General features: G+C 58.2%; 13 protein-coding genes and 1 riboswitch. Of the genes, 9 read left to right on the top strand and 4 right to left on the bottom strand.

Annotated features, from left to right (window positions below; genetic code table 11):
• Window positions 1-143: 143 nt before the first annotated feature.
• Window positions 144-2309, bottom strand: coding sequence for an ExeM/NucH family extracellular endonuclease (locus tag ACE1BR_RS11630; RefSeq protein WP_374870403.1), 2166 nt, complete (start codon window positions 2307-2309; stop codon window positions 144-146).
• A 297-nt stretch (window positions 2310-2606) separates the two neighbouring features.
• Window positions 2607-2689: riboswitch (cyclic di-GMP riboswitch) on the top strand.
• A 148-nt stretch (window positions 2690-2837) separates the two neighbouring features.
• On the opposite strand from ACE1BR_RS11630, the gene ACE1BR_RS11625 reads away from it, so the two are divergent.
• Window positions 2838-5831 (top strand): glycosyl hydrolase family 18 protein, encoded by a 2994-nt coding sequence (locus tag ACE1BR_RS11625; RefSeq protein WP_374870517.1) that lies wholly within the window; start codon window positions 2838-2840, stop codon window positions 5829-5831.
• A gap of 139 nt (window positions 5832-5970) precedes the next feature.
• Window positions 5971-6915 carry a chemotaxis protein CheV gene (locus ACE1BR_RS11620; RefSeq protein WP_374870401.1) on the top strand — a complete coding sequence of 315 codons (945 nt, stop codon included), beginning with the start codon at window positions 5971-5973 and terminating at the stop codon, window positions 6913-6915.
• 103 nt (window positions 6916-7018) lie between these two features.
• Here the strand turns inward: ACE1BR_RS11620 and ACE1BR_RS11615 are convergent, their stop codons facing one another.
• Window positions 7019-7630 carry an arylesterase gene (locus ACE1BR_RS11615; RefSeq protein ID WP_374870399.1) on the bottom strand — a complete coding sequence of 204 codons (612 nt, stop codon included), beginning with the start codon at window positions 7628-7630 and terminating at the stop codon, window positions 7019-7021.
• A gap of 56 nt (window positions 7631-7686) precedes the next feature.
• On the opposite strand from ACE1BR_RS11615, the gene ACE1BR_RS11610 reads away from it, so the two are divergent.
• Both ACE1BR_RS11610 and ACE1BR_RS11605 read left to right on the top strand, forming a co-directional pair.
• A complete protein-coding gene (locus ACE1BR_RS11610; RefSeq protein ID WP_374870397.1) occupies window positions 7687-8382 on the top strand; it encodes an ABC transporter ATP-binding protein in 696 nt (231 codons plus the stop codon).
• 36 nt (window positions 8383-8418) lie between these two features.
• Window positions 8419-10866 carry an ABC transporter permease gene (locus ACE1BR_RS11605; RefSeq protein ID WP_374870515.1) on the top strand — a complete coding sequence of 816 codons (2448 nt, stop codon included), beginning with the start codon at window positions 8419-8421 and terminating at the stop codon, window positions 10864-10866.
• A gap of 112 nt (window positions 10867-10978) precedes the next feature.
• On the opposite strand, the gene ACE1BR_RS11600 is transcribed toward ACE1BR_RS11605, so the two are convergent.
• Window positions 10979-11884, bottom strand: a complete 906-nt coding sequence (locus tag ACE1BR_RS11600) for a TIGR01777 family oxidoreductase (RefSeq protein ID WP_374870395.1) — start codon at window positions 11882-11884, stop codon at window positions 10979-10981.
• 253 nt (window positions 11885-12137) lie between these two features.
• Here ACE1BR_RS11600 and ACE1BR_RS11595 point away from each other — a divergent pair, with 253 nt between their 5' ends.
• On the top strand, window positions 12138-13667 hold the full coding sequence (locus ACE1BR_RS11595; protein WP_374870393.1) for an EAL domain-containing protein: 1530 nt from the start codon (window positions 12138-12140) through the stop codon (window positions 13665-13667).
• A 74-nt stretch (window positions 13668-13741) separates the two neighbouring features.
• Here the strand turns inward: ACE1BR_RS11595 and ACE1BR_RS11590 are convergent, their stop codons facing one another.
• The gene (locus ACE1BR_RS11590; protein WP_374870391.1) at window positions 13742-14923 is read right to left on the bottom strand and encodes a PLP-dependent aminotransferase family protein; all 1182 of its coding nucleotides are present in this window, start codon (window positions 14921-14923) and stop codon (window positions 13742-13744) included.
• A 349-nt stretch (window positions 14924-15272) separates the two neighbouring features.
• On the opposite strand from ACE1BR_RS11590, the gene trmB reads away from it, so the two are divergent.
• From trmB to ACE1BR_RS11570, 4 genes are all read left to right on the top strand, one after another.
• Window positions 15273-15986, top strand: coding sequence for a tRNA (guanosine(46)-N7)-methyltransferase TrmB (gene trmB, locus ACE1BR_RS11585; RefSeq protein WP_374870389.1), 714 nt, complete (start codon window positions 15273-15275; stop codon window positions 15984-15986).
• 43 nt (window positions 15987-16029) lie between these two features.
• Window positions 16030-16362 carry a YggL family protein gene (locus tag ACE1BR_RS11580; protein WP_374870387.1) on the top strand — a complete coding sequence of 111 codons (333 nt, stop codon included), beginning with the start codon at window positions 16030-16032 and terminating at the stop codon, window positions 16360-16362.
• Between the two features lie 122 nt (window positions 16363-16484).
• The gene (gene glsB, locus ACE1BR_RS11575; protein WP_374870513.1) at window positions 16485-17405 is read left to right on the top strand and encodes a glutaminase B; all 921 of its coding nucleotides are present in this window, start codon (window positions 16485-16487) and stop codon (window positions 17403-17405) included.
• Window positions 17406-17434: 29 nt separating this feature from the next.
• Window positions 17435-18730, top strand: a complete 1296-nt coding sequence (locus tag ACE1BR_RS11570; RefSeq protein ID WP_374870385.1) for a sulfurtransferase — start codon at window positions 17435-17437, stop codon at window positions 18728-18730.
• Window positions 18731-18926 lie beyond the last annotated feature (196 nt).

Raw genomic sequence — 18926 nt, 5'->3', positions numbered from 1 at the left:
CCACCGCATTGCGGTGGCCTTTTTGTTTTCTCAGGTATTTAGTTTCCCCATACTTTTCCGCCTTTCATTTGCAAATCAAATGGCCAAAACAGAAAAGCCCGCGATATTCGCGGGCTTTGAGCGGTGTTCAAGCTGTTTGCCGGTTAGCGCCGACGGCGCCAGGCCAGCGGCAGCAGAGCCAGCAGGCCGAAGCCCAGGGAACCACCGCCATTGCTATTGCTGTCGGAGGTGGTTGCTACCTGCGGTTTGGTTGGGGTCTCAGCTGTTTGAGTGGTATCGGTCGTCGTGGTGTTGCTCTGTGCTTTCAGATCGATAATGACCGGGTCATGATCGGAAGAACGGAACATATTTTCAGACTTTTCAAATACGCCTGAGTTTTTCTTGCCGTACTCGAACAGCTTCATCTCGTAGGAGTTGATATGCCAGTCGGAGACCTTGAGTACCCGTTCGGCCATCGCCTTGTTGGCCAGCGCATAGTCCAGGGTGCCCTGCTCTCCCTCGAAGCTGTAGGAGATCGCCGCTTTGCCGTTGAATTTGACATTGAGATCGATCAGGCCATAGCCAGGTTGGCTGAACTGTTGGCCGTCGGTGTAGAGCGTATCCCCCAGATAGGTTTGCTGGCCAGTTTTGATGGGGTGTGACGGGTTGGGAACATAGTCGGTGAGCACCCGAATTGGGTCCTCTTTGGCGTAGGAGTTAAAGTCGCCCACCAGCAGCACCTGCCCCGGCAATTTGGTGACCGCGTCACCCAGCGCTTTGGCGGCACTGACCCGGAACTCGTTGCACTTGCCTTGCAGGTCGGCCGGTTCACTCTTGTCATTTTCCAGGCAGCCGGAGCCCTTGGATTTCAGGTGGTTGACCACCAGCGTCAGCGGTTCTGCTTCTCCTTTTACTGTAAAGGTCTGCACCAGCGAGTCCCGCTGCGATGCTGCGCGAGCATCACCACTCTTCTGGACGGGCAGGCGGATAATGTCGGCGGCCCCTTGTGGGCTCAGCAGGGCCGGGCGATAGATAATGGCCTGGCCAATGGCATCGGAGCCAAAGAACTTGCCTTGATAGAGCAGTTTGCTATCGGGAATAACATAGGCGTACTGCTTGTCAGCAGAGACTCTTTTATTGAGTTCATCCACCAGATTTTTAACCGCAGCACCATCTTGGTAACCGTTGTTTTCAATCTCCATCAGCCCCAGCAGATCGGCATCCATATCGACGATGGCGCTGACGATCTTGGTTCTTTGCAACTCGAATTCTGATTCTGAGGGGGCTCCACGGTTGCATTTAGGGGTAAATGCATCACCACAGGTCGGGTTGATATCGCCGCCGACCCCGCTGTTGAAGTAGTTCAGGACGTTAAAGCTACCCAGACGCAGTTTGGTACCATCAGGCCGCTTGGGTGCCGATTGGCGGGGGGCCTGGCTATCTTGGATATCACCCATTTTCAGCAGGGCATCCGGAGAGAGGATTAAGCGCCATTTGTCATGGTTAAAGGCCACTACGCCTTGCAGTTTGGTGATCTGATCGCCAACGCGCAGATAACCGGTGTCTGCATTAAGCTCCGGGAACCAGGCAATTTTACCATCTTTGGCCTTGATATCGGTTTCAATTACCAGCTGATTATTTTGGTTGGCTTCATTTAACGCGATGGCCTCGGGGCTATTCGCTTCATGTAACTGGGTCGGTTTTAACAGTGGCTCTTTATGAGAGAGCACCATATTGCTGCGCTTGGGGCCGTAATCAAAACCATAAGTACGGGTGATCCTGAGATCGCTGGCACTGTCGAGCGCAACCAGCATCCCTTCATGGCGCTTGAGCGTTGCGGCCAGTGATTCGCCATCTCTGACTTTGAGCATGACGGGAGCCGGAGCTTCGCTGCCATTAGTAACCTGAATGTTGTTATTGTCTGCCAGCTTAAGCTGCAGGCCACCGAAGAAATCCTGAATCTTGGCTTCAAAGCACACTTCTGAACCCGGTTTCAGGTCAGGGAATTTTTTTTCGGCATCAGGCAGATAGACAAAAATACCGGCGGATTCTTGGGTATTGCCAGCCTGGGTATCGGTCAGATAAATGCCCTTGGTCAACTTCTGCACAATGGCCGTGACCTGCCCTTTGACTATTTCAGTGCCAGTGCTGGTAGAGCCGGATCCCTTGGGATTGACGGTCTCTGCCTTGGCAATTTTGCCGGCTTGGTAGTCGGCGCGTAGTTGAGGTATGGGGAGGATTTGATCGGTTGGGCAGTCATAGGCGAATACAGAGGGGGATGCCAGCGCCAGCCCAATAGCGAGCGACAGCAGATTACGCGTAGCGTTCATTATTATTCCTTTTATTATTTTGCCAGTTATTCCGTAGCCTTGAGTCTTTGCTCAAGGGGGTGGCATTTTTGCATGTTAGACATGTCATACCAGTGAGCCACCGCACATTAAATGGATACACCTGTGTCTTTGTTAATGTTTTTATGATCAAGGTAACGTTATGAATTAATTGATTATTTTATCAATTTAATCGTTTTTGGATGATTGATTGAATGAGTGCAGCTAATAATTCTCTTCGAGAATAAAGATTGAGGGGGTGGTGGTACTTTTCTATACTGGATTCGTTCCTAACGGAACCCAGGTAAAGGGCAAACCGATAGTGATGTCGGGGCGCAATGCTTCCGGTCTCGTTATTTGAGCGAGATAGTGGGGTTTCCCTGGGTGAGGGTTGTTTTTGTGGCAGGTCCATTGCCAGTTGTCTGCACCTATCACGCAGGTTGCGCTTGTGCTTTGCCTTGGTGACCAACGCCAAGACAAAACAAGGAAGATAACAATATGCAACAGCTCTTCAGACCCGGCAGGCTTGCCATGCTGGTCGCCCTTGCGGCTGCGCCCGCTTGGGCACAGGCAGCCTACCCCGCCTACAAGGCCGGTACCGCCTACAAAGCCGGTGACATTGTCAGCAATGCTGGCGCCCTCTATCAATGCAAAGAATTTCCTTACTCCGGTTGGTGCGGGGCTTCGCCTTATCACTATGAACCCGGGGTCGGGGTGGTCTGGGCTGACGCTTGGAAGCTCTATGGTGGCGAAGTGCCGCCACCAGCGCTCGGCGTGGCCGTCAGCTCACCGGCTGCCGGTGCCAGCTTCAATGAAGGTGCCAGCGTAGCGCTGGCGGTGACCCTGAGTGGACCGGTCACGGCATTGGCCCGGGTGGAATACCTCATCGACGGCAAGCTTGCTGCCACGGCGAGCGCCTCGCCCTGGAGTGCCAGCTGGCGTGCCGCGGGCGTGGGGGCGCACGCTCTCAAAGCGCGGGCGCTGGATAAGGATGGCAAGGTGCTGAGCGAAGCGGATTCGAGCTTCAACGTCGCCGCTGTGGTCGCGCCAGAGGCGCCCAAGGTGAGCATCAGCAGCCCGGCCAGCGGTGCCAAGGTGACGCTGGGTCGCAGCGTGGCGGTGAGCGGTAACGTCACCGATGCCAACAACGATGTGGCCAAAGTCGAGCTGTTTGTCGATGGCAAGAAGGTAGGGGAAGACAACGCCGCTCCCTGGCAGGTCAACTGGACACCCGATGCCAAGGGCAGTGCCGCCCTCAAGCTGGTTGCCACCGACAAGACCAATCTGAGCGGCGAGTCGGCAGCAGTGAACGTCACTGTCGAGGAGGCCGCGCTGCCGCCCACCGGTGGCAACCTCTCCTGCGATATCCGCCAGATCTACCGCCCGGATGGCTACGAGTGCATGGGAGATGATCATGCCCGCCGGGTTATCGGTTACTTCACCTCCTGGCGCACCGGCAAGAACGGTCTGCCCGCCTATCTGGTGAGCGATATCCCGTGGAGCAAGATCACCCACATTAACTACGCCTTTGCGGCGGTGGACGAGCAGAGCCACACCATCAAGGTGGATGATTCGGCGACCAAGATGACCTGGGATGGCGTGCCGGGAGCCGAGATGGATCCGGAGTTCGCCTACCAGGGCCATTTCAACCTGTTGTCGAAGTTCAAGAAGCAGTATCCGGACGTTAAGACCCTGATCTCGGTCGGGGGTTGGGCGGATACCCGCGGCTTCTATACCGCCACTACCAAGGGCGACTGTTCGGTCAACACCGACGGCATCAACGCCTTTGCTGGCTCGGCAGTGAACTTTATCCGTCAGTACGGTTTTGACGGGGTCGATATCGACTATGAATATCCCACCTCCATGAAGGATGCGGGCAACCCCAATGACTTCCCGCTCTCCAACCAGTGCCGCAGCAAGCTGTTTGCCAACTACAAGGTGTTGATGCAGACCCTGCGCAGCAAGCTCGACACCGCGGGCAGCGAGGATGGCCGCAAATATATGCTGACCATCGCCTCACCGGCTTCGGCCTATCTACTGCGCGGTATGGAGAACTTCCAGGTCACCCAGTATCTCGATTATGTCAACCTGATGAGCTACGACTTCCACGGTGCCTGGAACAACTTTGTCGGCCACAACGCGGCCCTGTTTGACAACAAAGTGGACGGTGAGCTGGCTCACTGGGGGGTCTACACCCAGAAAGAGTTTGGCGGTATCGGTTACCTCAACGCGGCCTGGTCTGCCCACTACTTCCGCGGTGCGCTGGCGGCGGGCAAGATCAACGTAGGTGTGCCCTACTATACCCGCGGTTGGCAAGGGGTGAGCGGCGGCACCCACGGCCTGGGTGGCAAGGCCGCGCTACCGAGCCAGAGCGATTGTCAGCCGGGTACCGGTGGCAGCACCATTCCGTGTGGCAACGGGGCGGTCGGCATCGACAACATCTGGCATGATCTGGACAAGAACGACAAGGAGATCGGCGGTGGCACCGTCCCCATGTGGCATGCCAAGAACCTGGAGCACGCAGCCGATTTGGGGATCACCGGCATGCCGAGCTACGGCCAGGCCTGGGGTCTGGATCCCAACAACCCGGCGCACGTGATGCAGGGCAAATATGTCCGCTACTACGACGACAAGGCTCATGCGCCCTGGCTGTGGAACGAAGAGAAGAAAGTGTTCCTCTCCACCGAGGATGAGGAGTCCATGGGTCACAAGCTCGACTACATCGTCAATCGTGGTCTGGGTGGCGTGATGTTCTGGGAGATGGCGGGTGACTACGCCTTCGATCCGGTGAAAAAAGAGTACGGCATGGGGGATACCCTGACCACGCTCGCCTACGACAAGTTCGCCAAGGCGACCAAGTACAACACCAAACAGAACGATCTGGCGGCGCCAGCGGCTCAGCTCGACATCGCGGTGAACCTCTCGGGCTTCAAGGAGGGGGATTCCAACTACCCGATCAACCCGACCCTGAAGCTCACCAATAACTCGACCCAGACCATTGCGGGCGGTACCCGCATCGAGTTTCTGGTGCCCACCTCTACCTCCGACACCATCACCGACCAGAGCGGGATGGGGCTGAAAGTGGTGGAGAGCGGTGGCAACCAGAACTCCGACGGGATTGCCAACGAGAAGGACTTCCACAAGGTCGCCTTCACGCTGCCGAGCTGGAAAGCCTGGACACCCGGCACCGATGTGGACGTGGCGCTGACCTACTATCTGCCAGCCGCTGGCGTGCCGAGCGGTATCCGCATCATCAGCGGCACTCAGACGGTGGGTCTCAAGGCCGAGTTCCCGACCCTGCCGGAGGCCGTACTGGGCTCGGGTGGTGGCGAGGGTGGCGCGACCTGCAGTAGCCAGAACATCAATCCGGCAGCCTACAAGGCTTATCCGGCCTGGCCGCAAGGGGATCATGCCAACGGTGGCGATCGCATCACCCACAACAAGGTGGTGTGGCAGGCTAACTGGTGGACCAACAGCGAGCCCAAGGCAAGCGATGGTAGCTGGAAATCCGTATGTAGTTATTGATTTTCAAATCAATGATGTAAGTGGGGCTTCGGCCTCACTTTTTTTGTCTGGTTGGTAGAACTGGTTGAAAATGCGCCTGCCTTTCCTGGCAGGCTGCCTCTATAATAGAGTCGATTAATAATCAGATGGATGTCAGCATATGGCGAGCATATTGGATTCAGTTGATCAACGAACCCAGCTGGTAGGGGAAAACCGCCTGGAGTTGTTGATGTTCCGTCTCGGCACCCGCCAGATGTTTGCTATCAACGTCTTCAAGGTACGGGAGGTGGTCAAGCTGCCGCACCTTAGCAAAATGCCGGGTTCCCATCACAATATCAGCGGGGTGGCCAATATTCGCGGCACCTCGATCCCGGTGATCAATTTGCGCGGCGCCATCGGCATGCGCCCGATGCCCATCGACAGTGAATCCAACCTGATCATTACCGAGTACAACCGCACCATTCAGGGTTTTCTGGTGGGGCAGGTTGCCAACATCGTCAACATGACCTGGAAGGATATCCTGCCGCCGCCGCGCTCGGCCGGGCGCGCCAACTACCTCACTGCCATCACCCGCATTCCTGAAGAGGGAGTCGATCAGATCGTCGAGATCATCGACGTAGAGAAGGTGCTGGCCGAGATCATCACCTATGACATTCGCATCTCCGAAGAGGTGCTGGATCGGGAGATCCTGCCCGAGATGAGTGGCCGCAAGGTGTTGATCGTCGATGACTCCAGCACCGCCCGCAATCAGGTGCGCGAGACGCTGGGGCAGCTGGGACTTGAGGTCATCGAGTGCCAGGATGGTCTGCAGGCACTGACCCTGCTGAAAGGGTGGTGTGATGCGGGCAAGAAGGTCACCAACGAGATCCTGCTGATGATCACTGATGCCGAGATGCCGGAGATGGATGGCTACCGCCTGACTCACGAGGTGCGCAGCGATCCGCGCATGGCCGATCTCTTCATCACTCTCAATACATCCCTCAGTGGCAACTTCAACGAAGCCATGGTCAAAAAGGTAGGGTGTGACCGTTTTATCTCCAAGTTCCAGCCCGACCTGCTGGTGGGTGTGGCACAAGAACGGTTGCGTCAGGTGCTGGAGAGCTGAGTGGTTGCCAGCCGGTTATGCGCAATCAATAACAAAACATCCCGCTTCGGCGGGATGTTTGTTTATCTGCGCAGGTCGGTTCAGGCCAGTTATGGCCAACGCTTTAGCGGCTCATCAGCGGCTCTATAAAACGGGCCACCTTGTCACAGATCTGCGGCTGAGCGGCCGGGGTTGGGTGAATGCCATCGTTCATCATGAGTTCAGGGCGCAGCGCAATATCATCCATGAAAAAGGGGAGCAGGGGCAGCTTGTTGGCCTCGGCAAGCTCCGGGAAGATCTGTTCGAACTGGCGCAGGTAGCGGGCTCCGTAGTTACGGGGTAGCTGGATCTGGGTCAAGGCCACGTGAACCTGCTTCTCTTTGGCGAGGGCAATCATGCTGGCCAGATTCTGGCGGGTGATGGTCGGGGCAAAGCCGCGCAGGCCATCATTGCCCCCCAGCTCGATCAGCAGCCAGTCCGGCTGATGCTGCTCCAGCAGGGCTGGCAGGCGCGCCAGTCCGCCTTGGGTGGTTTCGCCGCTGACGCTGGCGTTGATGAGGGTGTGTTCACCACCTTCGTTTTGCCACTTTTGTGCGAGCAGGGCTGGCCAGCTCTGCTTCTCTTGCATCTGATAGCCCGCACTCAGGCTGTCGCCGAGCACCAGCAGGGTTTGCGCCTGAGCGGATGAGAGCAAGCAGCCGAGGCCAACCCACAAGACAAACAGCATACGTACCATCAATTCAACTCCCGCTATGGGTTGCCATCAAGGGATTGGGACAAAGGACATAGAGCATGAGTTCAACCCCCATTATTGTCGTCAAGGGCCTCGGCAAATCGGTCAGCCTTGGCCAGGAAAGCCTCACCATCCTTGAAGGGATCGATCTGCAAGTCAATAGTGGCGAGACGGTGGCGCTGGTCGGCGCTTCCGGCTCTGGCAAGTCTACCCTGCTGGGATTACTGGCCGGACTCGATCTGCCGAGCCTTGGTGCCATCGAGATCCTCGGCAAGTCCCTCGGCAAGCTGGATGAGGAGGGGAGGGCCAGATTGCGCGCCGAGCAGATTGGCTTTGTCTTCCAGTCATTCCTGCTGCTCCCGACCATGACAGCGCTCGAGAACGTGATGCTTCCCGCCGAGTTGCGCGGCGAGCGCGACTGCGAGCCCAGAGCCCGTGAACTGTTGGCATCGGTAGGGCTTGGCGAACGACTGCATCATCTGCCACCGCGTCTCTCCGGTGGTGAGCAGCAGCGGGTGGCCATCGCCCGCGCCTTCATGACCCGCCCCAGCTTGCTGTTGGCCGATGAACCGACCGGCAATCTTGACAGCAAGACCGGTGACAAGGTGATCGAGTTGCTGTTTGAGCTCAACCGCAAGCACGGTACCACGCTAGTGGTGGTGACCCATGATCATCAGCTGGCCGAGCGTTGCCAGCGGCAAGTGGTCATGACGGCGGGCAGACTGGATCGCGAGGTGGCCCATGATGTGGTGTAACGGGGTGAGCTGCGGATCAGGCGGGAGATGCAAGGGATGATGCAGTGGCGATTGGGATGGCGGCTGCTTCGCCGGGAAGGGGGAAGCGGCGAGTTGCGCTGGTTTGTGCTGGCACTGGCTCTGAGTGTGGCCTGCGTACTGAGTGTGGCGCTGGTGGCCGACCGGCTGGATGCCGGGCTCAAGGCCTCGGGTCGCGATTTTATCGGGGCAGATCGGGTGCTGCGTACTCCTGCGGCAGTGCCGGATGGCTGGCTGCAGCAGGCACACAAAATGGGGCTGGCGGTGCAGACCACGGTCAGCTTCAACAGCATGCTGTTTCATGGCGAGGCCCTGCAGATAGCGTCAATCCGTGCCGTACCGAGTGATTTTCCCTTTTATGGCAAGCTGGAGCTGACCCCGGCGCGGGCTCCGGCCCCCGGCGAGATCTGGCTCTCCGCCCGGGTGATGCAACTGCTGGCTGCCAAGGTGGGCGATGAGCTGGAGGTGGGCAATACGGTGCTCAAGGTGGCAGGTCTGCTTGGCGAGGAGCCTGATCAGGGCTTCAGCCCGTTCCTGCTGGCCCCGCGGGCTTTGATCCACAGTGCAGACATAGAGGCAACCGGCGCCCTGCTGCCAGGCAGTCGTCAGCAGTGGCGCTACTTGTTGAAGGGTTCGCGCGAGCAGGTGGCTAATTATGAGCGCTGGCTCAGGCCGCAGCTCAAAGCAGGACAGAAACTGATCAAGCCCGATGATCAGGGCTCCCGGGTAGGGCGCTCGCTGGTTAATGCCGAGCGCTTCTTCCGGCTTGCTTCCCTGTGCGGCGTGCTGCTGGGGGCGCTGGCGATGGGCATAGCGGTACGCCACTTTGCCGAGCGCCAGACCAACATGGTGGCGCTGCTCAAGACGTTGGGGGCATCTCGCACCACGTTGTGGCAGTTGATGAGCGTGCTATTGCTGTCACTGACCCTGATCGGTTCGCTGCTTGGGCTGGTGGCCGGTACCATCATGCAGTGGTTCACTCTGCAGTTGCTGGGAGGGCTGTTGCCGTCTGATCTGCCTTCTCCTTCCTGGCGTCCTTTTGCCCTTGGTGTGGCGGTGGCGCTCTTTATCACCCTGTTGCTCGCGTTTATCCCCTTCATGCGCCTGTTGAAAGTACCGCCACTGCGGGTATTGCGCCGCGAACTGGAGGCGGGTATTCCCCCCTGGTTGGGGCTGCCTGTCGGTCTGCTCGGCCTGTTTGCGCTGGTGTGGGGCTTTACCGCCGATGCAACCCTGGCGCTGGGGCTCATTGGTGGCATGAGCTTGTTGATGGGGTTGCTGGCCATCATCGCCTCGTTGTTGCTCCGGCTCGGTCGGCGGTTACAGGGGCCTCACGCGCTGCGTCTGGCGCTGGGTCACCTCTCTCGTGAGCGGGGCAGAGGTCTGTTCCAGCTGGCGGGTTTTGCGCTGGCACTGATGCTATTTGGCCTGTTGTGGGCGGCGCGGGTCGATCTGCTTGGCGAGTTTTCGGCCCGCTTACCGGCGGATGCGCCCAATCGCTTCCTGATCAATATCGCGGATGGGGAACGGGAAGGGATCCTGGCCGATCTGCATCAGGTGGGGGCCGCTACCTCGGACTTCTACCCCATGGTGCGGGGCCGATTGGTCAGCATCGCCAGCGAATCGGTACGCGATACCGATGAAGAGGGGCGGGAGGGCGTCAACCGCGAGCTTAACTTCACCACTACTGCCACCTTGCCACCAGACAATGCCCTGACCGCGGGACGCTGGCTGGATGGACCCGGTCAGGTGTCGGTGGACAAGGAACTGGCCAGGCGGCTCGACATCGCCCTCGGCGATACCCTGGGCTTTACCATTGAGGGGCGTAGTTTCAAGGCGAAGGTCACCAGTCTGCGCAGCATCAAGTGGGACAATATGCGCCCCAATTTTTACATGATCTTCTCGCCGGATCTGCTGGCCCCTTTCTCCCGTACCTGGCTCGGTAGCTATCGTCTGCCTGAGCAGGGCCGGGTGGCCGAGGTGGAGCTGGTCCGCAAGCACCCCACGGTGAGCCTGATCGACGTGGATGATCTCATCGTGCGGCTGACGGCGGTATCGGATCAGGTGAGCCGTGCGCTGGCCCTGATGTTGGGGTTGGTGACGGTGGCTGCGCTGCTGGTGTTGCTGACTCAGACCCAGGCCAGTATGGCCAATCGGCGTCGCGAGTTGCTGCTGATGCGCACCCTGGGGGCCAGCAGTGAGCTGCTGGGCAAGATGCTGCGTTGGGAGCTGGTGGCCAGTGGCCTGCTGGCGGGGCTGTGCGCCGCTATGGTGGTGGAGCTTTGCTCCTTTGGCCTGCAGTGGTGGTGGTTCGAGGGGCAGTGGCAGTTCCACTGGGCCATCTGGCTCGGCTTGCCTGTACTGGGAGCGTTGCTGGTGACGCTGGCAGGGCAAGGGATACGGCGCCAGCTGCTGGCGGGGACCCTGAGCGATCGGCTGCGAGGCGTGGGGCAGGGGTTGTTGTGATGCCAACCGGCTGACTCGATGCTGCCAGATGCAATAACCATCAGCCCGGCCAATGGCCGGGCTGATGGTTATCTGTCTCTTGAGCTGCACGGCTCTGCTCGTGCAGCGCCAGTTAATCTGGCGTATCGAGCAGATTGGTGAGCGCTTGGGGAAGCTCGGGATAGGTAAAGTGAAAACCAGCCTGTTGCAGGCGCATGGGCAGCACCTTTTGGCCTGTTAGCAGCAGATCGGCCGCTTCTCCCATCACCAGTTGTAGCAGGGGAGCTGGGACGAAGAAGAGGTGCGGGCGGTGGAGCGTGCGAGCCAGAGTCTGGCTGAACTCCCGGTTGCTGACCGGGTGGGGGGCGGTGCCGTTGAAGATGCCGCGGCACTCCTCGTGTTCCAGCAGAAACAGCATGGCGCGTACCAGATCCTGCACATGGATCCAGCTCATCATCTGGCTGCCGCTGCCCATGGGGCCGCCAAGGCCAAGACGATAGGGGGGCAGCATCTTGGGCAGTGCTCCACCATCCATACCGAGTACCAGCCCGATCCGCACGATGCAGACCCGGGTCTGGCTGCTGCCGGCCTCCTGCGCCAAGGTTTCCCACTGCTGGCAGAGCTGGTGGGTGAACTCGTCGTGGGGAGTAAGGCACTGTTCGTCGAGGGACTCCGTTCCTTGCCTGCCATACCAGCCGATGGCGGAGGCGTTGATCAGCACCCTGGGCGGTGTCGTGGAGAGTTTGATGAGGTCGACCAGCTGCTCGGTCAGCAGCCAGCGGCTGTCACAGAGCAACTGCTTGCGCGGCTCGCTCCAGCGACCTGCTGCGATCGGCTCTCCCGCCAGATTGATCACCGCATCCACGTCATTGAGGTCATCGAGTCGATCCAGACTATCGAGAAGCTGGATATCGTGGCCAAGTCGGGAGTATGCGCGGCTGCCTTGTCGACTCAGGACGACCACATCGTGATTGACCTTGAGATGAGCCACCAGACGGTGGCCGATAAAGCCGGTACCTCCGGTAATCAGAATCTTCATCGCTGCGCACTCCTGCTGTCGTTTGTTCTACTCTAATGGCCTCGTTCCCGATCAACAAGCTGGGGGCCGGAGTGGTAGATGATGAACTTCCAGCGGTTCAACAGGCCAGTAGTTCATAAAATGTTATTGAACAATAGTCAGAATTGATTGATTTTTGTTGGGTGGACATTTGTTGTTCAATCGCTATTATGGCGACCCTTTACGCTTGTCCACCGGGGCTGCTACAACTCATCCGTGTATCAAAGAGGCCACCATGCCATTTCGTCGTATGAAACTTCGCCAGTTCTCCATGAGGATTCTTGTGGCGCTATTGGTGGGTGGCGGGCTCCTGTTGCTGGGCGGCGTTGCGATCACTTGGCAGACTGTCTCGGAGATAGAACAGGATGCCGAGTCACGCTTGCAGCGTGCCCAGCTGATGTTTGATCGCACTATGAGCCATGCTCGGCAGGCTGCCACCAATGTGGCAGGGATGCTTGATCGTCCCTGTGCCGATGCGGCTCAGTTGCTGCGTGAACAGGTAACCACAGTTCCCGATGTGCGTTCGGTCAGTCTGGCCACGGGACACCGTGTTTACTGTACTTCGTTATACGGTGAATACGATGGGCCTTTCAATCCGGACAACTATGTGGATGGTCAGCTGCAATTGCTGAGTGGCAATGCCGTGACGCCGGATCGCCCTTTGATCGTCCTGCGTCAGGATACGGACAAGGGGAGTGTGCTGATCGGTATTGACGGCTATTACCTGCGCAATACCCTGGATATCTCCAGTAAAAACTCATTGATTGCTTTGGTGGTGGGCAAGAAGGCGATGTTTGGCTCAGGCCAGGTCGGAGAAGCCCCCTCGCCTGCAGAGGAGGGCTATATTGCCCTCTCTTCAGCCAGTTTCCCTTATCAGGTGGCAACACGGGTGACGGAGCATGACTATCTGAGTTACGCTTGGCGCCACTCTGTGGGCAGCATCATACTCTATCCGCTGCTGTCACTGTTGGTTGGACTCGGCACCTTCTGGTTGATGGGGCGTAGCCACTCGCCAGCGGAGGAGCTTAAGCGAGCATTGGTTGCAGAGGAATTTATCCCCTACCTGCAGCCTGTTGTGGCCGGTGACGATGAGCAGTGGCACGGATGTGAAGTGCTGATGCGCTGGCAGCACCCAAGGCAGGGGATGATTCCACCGGATCGCTTTATTTCTCTGGCAGAAGACAGCGGTCTGATCGTGCCCATGACCAGCCTGCTAATGGCGCAGGTGAGCACCCATTTTGCCCCCTACGTACACCAACTGCCTGCCGGATTTCATTTCGGTTTCAATATCTGCGCCAGCCACTGCAAAGATTTGAGCTTGGTGGCGGATTGCAGGGATTTTATCAATGCCTTTCGGAAAAAACCTATCCAGCTGGTGCTGGAGCTGACAGAGCGTGAGCTGATTGTCGCCGATGAGGTGACCGACCGGTTGTTTGCCGAGTTGCGCCAACTGGGGGTGAAGATCGCTATCGACGACTTTGGTACCGGTCACTCCAGCCTGACTTACTTGCAGCAGTTTCAGATCGATGCGCTCAAGATAGATCAGAGTTTCGTCGGCATGATCGGCACTGATGCACTCTCCAGCCATATCGTCGAAAACGTGATTGATCTTGCCATTCGATTGGAGCTTCAGCTGGTAGCGGAAGGGGTTGAAAATCAGGTGCAGGCGGACTACTTGCGGGCTCGTCATGTCGATTATCTTCAGGGTTATCTCTATGGGCGCCCTATCCCGATGAAGCAGTTCTGCAAGACCCTGTTTGGCTGATGGGGTACGCTTGCGGCATAAAAAAACCAGCGATCTCTCGCTGGTTTTTTTATTGGTGCCATCTGGTCTGACGATCAGAGCATGCGCTGGAGGGCGCGGGCCAGCCGCTTGACCCCCTCTTCGATGGTCGCTTCATCGACACAGGAGAAGCTTAGGCGCAGGGTATTCTTGATTTCGGGACGCACATAGAAAGGTGCGCCGGGTACGAAGGCTACTTTTTCCTTGATCGCCTCGTCAAACAGGGCCATGGCACTGATATGGGACGGAAGGGTCAGCCAGAGGAACATGCCCCCTTCCGGCCGGGTGTAGCTGACGCCGGGTGGGCAGTGACGAGCCAGAGCTGCCTCCATGGCGGCACGCTGGCGACCATAGACCTCCTTGATCTGATCCAGATGGGCATCGAGGGAGTTATCGGTCAGATAGCGGTGCAGCACCTGCTGACTGAAGGCGTTGCTGTGCAGGTCGGTAGCCTGCTTGGCGATGGTGACCTTCTTGCGCAGCCAGTCCGGTACCAGCATCCAGCCGAGGCGGAAGGCGGGCACCACGGTTTTCGAGAAGGAGCCGAGCAGTACGGTATTGTTCGGTGCCAGCTTGGCAATAGGAGGCAGATGCTCTCCTTCGAAGCGCAGCTCGCCGTAGGGGTCATCTTCCACCATCAACAGTTCGTGGCGCACCAGCCGCTCGGCCAGTGCTTCACGGTTGGCAGGGCTGTAGGAGACACCACTCGGGTTCTGGAAGTTGGGCACCCCGTAGAGCAGATTGGCATTGGAGCCGCTTTCCAGCAGTGCATCCAGTGCCGCCAGATCCAGCCCCGCTTCTCCGAGGGTGATGGGTTTGAAGGCGGGCTGATAGACGGAAAAGGCCTGAATGGCACCCAGATAGCCCGGCTCTTCGATGATGAGATCCTGACCCTCGTCGATCAGTACCTTGCCCAGCAGGTCCAGCGCCTGCTGGGAGCCGCTGGTGATGAGGATGTTGTCCGGATTGACCTGCATGCCGTGACGCGCCAGATAGCGGTCGGCGATGTACTGGCGAAGCGGGGCAAAACCCTCGGTGGTTGCGTATTGCAGGGCGGCAGCCCCTTGTTCGCGCAGCACATCCTGACATGCTTTATCGATCGCCTTGACCGGAAACAGATGGGGATTGGGCAGGCCGCCTGCAAAAGAGATGATCTCCGGGTTGGCGGCAACTTTGAGGATTTCACGGATAAAGGAAGGCTCGACTTTCTCGAAGCGCTGGGCAAAAAACGGCTGCATAGGCAATTCTCTCGGCGTGTGGGCGGTCGCTCCATTCGACCGCCAGGTTATCCGTTTGTATCAGATTTCAGAAATGAGGCAATGATTGTCACAAAAATCGCTAAAAAAGGGCTGGATTGGCTCTATAGCGGATTATATTGAGCGGTTAGTCGGGATGGAGATGCCTGCGAGAGGGCAGAGGAGTGGTTTGCAGGAATATTTGTTGCGCGAAACACTTGCGCCTTGGGCCCATCTTGGGATAATTCGCTCCCCCTGTTTTCGCGGAATGATGAAATAACGAGCCGCGAGCGGTCCCGGTCGGGATCGGCCCAACAGGTATTACCCGGATTGATGAAATAACGAGACTATTATGCCTGTGACCCAAGATGTATTTAACGAAGATGGCAAGTTCATGCGCAAGATCCGCAGCTTTGTCCGTCGCGAAGGCCGTCTGACCAAAGGGCAGGAGAAAGCCCTGGAAGAGCTCTGGCCGGTCATGGGTATCGATTTTGCGCCGCAGCCGCTCGATCTGGTCGCGCTGTTTGGCCGCGAGGCTCCGGTGGTGCTGGAGATCGGCTTTGGCATGGGCGCCTCTTTGGTCGAGATGGCCAAGAATGCCCCCGAGAAGAACTTCATCGGCATCGAAGTACACTCCCCGGGAGTGGGTGCCTGTCTGGGGACTGCCCAGGAAGCGGGTGTCACCAATCTTAAGGTCATTTGTCACGACGCGGTCGAAGTGCTGGAGCACATGATCCCGAACGGTTCACTCTCCTGCCTGCAGCTGTTTTTCCCGGACCCCTGGCACAAGAGTCGTCACCACAAGCGCCGCATCGTGCAGCCTGCGTTTGCGCAGGATATTCGCCAGAAACTCGCCATCGGTGGGGTATTCCATATGGCCACCGACTGGGAAAACTACGCCGAGCACATGCTGGAAGTGATGAGCGCTGCCGAAGGGTACGAGAACACCTCTGCTACCGGCAACTGGGTGGAACGCCCGGACTGGCGTCCGCTGACCAAATTTGAACAACGTGGCCACCGTCTTGGCCACGGGGTGTGGGATCTGATTTTCAAGCGTGTCAGCTAAGCTGGCGCGTCAACTCGCGTATCAACTAACTTGAGGAGCTATCATGGCCAATCGTAGCCGCCGTCTGCGTAAGAAACTGCGTGTCGATGAATTCCAGGAGATGGGTTTCGACATCAGTTTTAATTTCCCGGTCGGCACTGCCGAAGAGACCATCGATGCGGTAGTCGATGCGATGATCGATGAAGTGATCGAACCCCGTAAGCTGGCGTTTGCCGGTTCCGGCCACCTGGCCTGGGAAGGGATGATCTGCACCCAGCAGCTGGGCAAATGCAGCGAAGAAGACCGCACCGTCGTCAAATCCTGGCTGGAAGGCAAGGGGATGGAAGCTGTCGTGGTCACCGAGCTGTTTGACCTCTGGTACGGTGAACCGGCCTGATACGAGGCAGCCTCTCTGGCGCCTTGTTGTGGGTAACTGGAAAAATCCCGCCGCTGGCGGGATTTTTGTCAGTGGGGATGGGATCTCCACCGCTGTTTTAGTCATGGAATCGCTTATTGCTTATGGTGTTGTCATCCGAATTACTGGCCAGCATCCTTGAAGAGGTGCGCCCGTTGCTGGGACAAGGCAAGGTGGCCGACTACATTCCGGCACTGGCTCAGGTACCGGCCGATCGGCTTGGTATAGCGGTCTGTACCGTCGAGGGGGAGTTGTTCACTGCAGGTGACGCTTTTGAACCCTTCTCCATCCAGAGTATCTCCAAGGCGCTGAGCCTGACGCTGGCGTTCACCCTCTATCAGGAGGAGGAGATCTGGGCCCGGGTTGGCAAGGAGCCCTCCGGCCAGCCCTTCAACTCGCTGGTGCAGCTTGAGTTTGAGCAGGGTATCCCCCGCAACCCCTTTATCAATGCTGGTGCGCTGGTGGTCAGTGATCTGCTGGAAACCCGTCTTACCGCGCCGCGCCAGCGCACCCTTGAGTTGGCTCGTCGCCTCTCCGGCAACCCGGCCATCATGGCGGATCAGGTCGTCGCCCGCTCCGAATATCAGCACTCTGCCCGCAATGCGGCCATCGCTTATTTGATGAAGGCCTATGGTAATTTCGAAAACGAAGTGGACAAGGTGCTGCAGAGCTATTTCAATGCCTGTGCCATTCGTATGAGTTGTGTCGATCTGGCGCGAGCCTTTATCTATCTGGCCAACCGCGGCTTGCCGCTTGGCGAGACCATGCCGCTGCTGCCCGCCAGAACCACCAAGCAGGTCAATGCCCTGCTCGCTACCTGTGGCCTCTATGACGAGGCGGGGGACTTTGCCTACCGGGTCGGCATGCCGGGCAAGTCGGGGGTCGGCGGCGGCATCATGGCGCTAATCCCGGGAGAATTGTGCGTCTGTGTCTGGTCGCCCGAGCTTAACAAGGCGGGCAACTCGCTGGCAGGGACGGCTGCGCTGGAGTTATTGGCCGAGCGTCTGGGCCGCTCCATTTTTTAACCTTGTTCACTATGAATCGAGAAATCACCATGAAACGACATCTTCGCTTCTTGCAGGCCGCGCTGGCGACCTTGCTGCTCTGGTGTGCACTGCCCACCTTTGCAGCCGAATTGCCACCGCTTTCGCTGGCTGATGCCAAGGCCAAACAGGCGGTCATCCTGGATACTCGCGCCGGCTACTTCTATCAGGGGTGGCCCATGGAGGGCGAGAAGCAGGGGGGCCATGTGGCTGGCGCAGAGAATCTCTCCGCCGAGTGGAAGTACAGTGATGACGAATGGCCAGCCGCTCTCAAGACCAAGGGGCTGAAAGCGGATCGTCCGGTTGCCCTTTACGGCGCCCCCCGCGAAGTGGCTGAAGTCGCTCGTCTGCTGCGGCTGCACGGCATCAAGCAGCTGTTCGAACTGCAAGGATGGAAAACTGCACCGCGTGAGTATCTGGCCCGCTGGCAGCAGCTGGTCTACCCGCGCTGGCTGGCAGATCTGCAAGAGGGCAAGCCGGTTGCAGCGGCACCCAAGGGCGATTGGAAGCTGTTTGAAGTCGCTTGGGGTTCACCCAAGGCCTACCTTATCAGCCACATCCCGGGAGCTGGTTATATCGATACCAACAGCCTGGAAGAGGAGCCGCTGTGGAACAAGGTCTCTGACGAGGCACTTAAAAAGCTGCTGCTGGAAAATGGTATCCGTCACGATACCACCGTCATCCTCTATGGTCGCAACACCATGGCAGCAGCCCGTGCCGCTCATCTGATGATGTATGCGGGCGTTGAAGACGTGCGTCTGCTGGACGGTGGCCTGGATGCCTGGTTTATCCAGCATCTGCGCACCGAGACCGGCCTGGCCAACAAATATGAGCCGGTGAAGGATTTTGGTGTGGCCATTCCGGCTCACCCCGAGTACTACACCACGCTCAGTCAGGCGAAAGCGCTGCTCAAGCAGCCAGATAGCGCGCTGGTCAGCGTGCGGACCTGGGACGAGTTTGTCGGCAATACCTCTGGCTACAGCTACATCAAGCCGAAGGGCGATATCCCGGGGGCCAAGTGGGGTCACGGCGGGGTGGATGCCAACAGCATGAGCGACTTCCACAACCCGGACGGCACCATGAAACCAGCCCGCGAGATCCTCGCCATGTGGGATGAGTGGAACATCGAGCCGACCCAGCAGGCTGCTTTCTATTGCGGTACCGGCTGGCGCGCCTCCGAAGCCTTCTTCTACGCCTGGCTGATGGATTGGAAGCGGATCAGTGTTTACGACGGTGGTTGGTACGAGTGGAGCATGGATCCCAAGAACCCGACCGTGACCGGTGAGCGTCAGCCCGCCAAGTCATGATTGCGCAGTAGCGAAGAGGCCGGACAAATGTCCGGCCTCTTGCTTTAATGTGGTGTCCAGTACGCCAGACAGTGATGCTAACCATCTGATTATTGACGAAGATCTCATTTCACTCCTGCCATCACCCCTCTCCGTGTTAGTGAACTAGGCTTCAAGAAACATCCTCGTGGTGAGGATGAGCGCAGAAGAGGCCGCA

Origin of the sequence: Aeromonas sp. MdU4 (genome assembly GCF_041929505.1) — a bacterium.
Classification (GTDB): domain Bacteria; phylum Pseudomonadota; class Gammaproteobacteria; order Enterobacterales; family Aeromonadaceae; genus Aeromonas.
This window is presented reverse-complemented; position numbering and strand designations above follow the sequence as displayed.

Coding starts and splice junctions, on each gene's coding strand:
- ACE1BR_RS11590 (WP_374870391.1), bottom strand. CDS start 14,923: ATGCAGCCGTTTTTTGCCCAGCGCTTCGAGAAAGTCGAGCCTTCCTTT.
- ACE1BR_RS11615 (WP_374870399.1), bottom strand. CDS start 7,630: ATGGTACGTATGCTGTTTGTCTTGTGGGTTGGCCTCGGCTGCTTGCTC.
- trmB (WP_374870389.1), top strand. CDS start 15,273: ATGCCTGTGACCCAAGATGTATTTAACGAAGATGGCAAGTTCATGCGC.
- ACE1BR_RS11605 (WP_374870515.1), top strand. CDS start 8,419: ATGATGCAGTGGCGATTGGGATGGCGGCTGCTTCGCCGGGAAGGGGGA.
- ACE1BR_RS11600 (WP_374870395.1), bottom strand. CDS start 11,884: ATGAAGATTCTGATTACCGGAGGTACCGGCTTTATCGGCCACCGTCTG.
- ACE1BR_RS11570 (WP_374870385.1), top strand. CDS start 17,435: ATGAAACGACATCTTCGCTTCTTGCAGGCCGCGCTGGCGACCTTGCTG.
- ACE1BR_RS11625 (WP_374870517.1), top strand. CDS start 2,838: ATGCTGGTCGCCCTTGCGGCTGCGCCCGCTTGGGCACAGGCAGCCTAC.
- ACE1BR_RS11620 (WP_374870401.1), top strand. CDS start 5,971: ATGGCGAGCATATTGGATTCAGTTGATCAACGAACCCAGCTGGTAGGG.
- ACE1BR_RS11580 (WP_374870387.1), top strand. CDS start 16,030: ATGGCCAATCGTAGCCGCCGTCTGCGTAAGAAACTGCGTGTCGATGAA.
- ACE1BR_RS11610 (WP_374870397.1), top strand. CDS start 7,687: ATGAGTTCAACCCCCATTATTGTCGTCAAGGGCCTCGGCAAATCGGTC.
- ACE1BR_RS11595 (WP_374870393.1), top strand. CDS start 12,138: ATGCCATTTCGTCGTATGAAACTTCGCCAGTTCTCCATGAGGATTCTT.
- glsB (WP_374870513.1), top strand. CDS start 16,485: ATGGTGTTGTCATCCGAATTACTGGCCAGCATCCTTGAAGAGGTGCGC.
- ACE1BR_RS11630 (WP_374870403.1), bottom strand. CDS start 2,309: ATGAACGCTACGCGTAATCTGCTGTCGCTCGCTATTGGGCTGGCGCTG.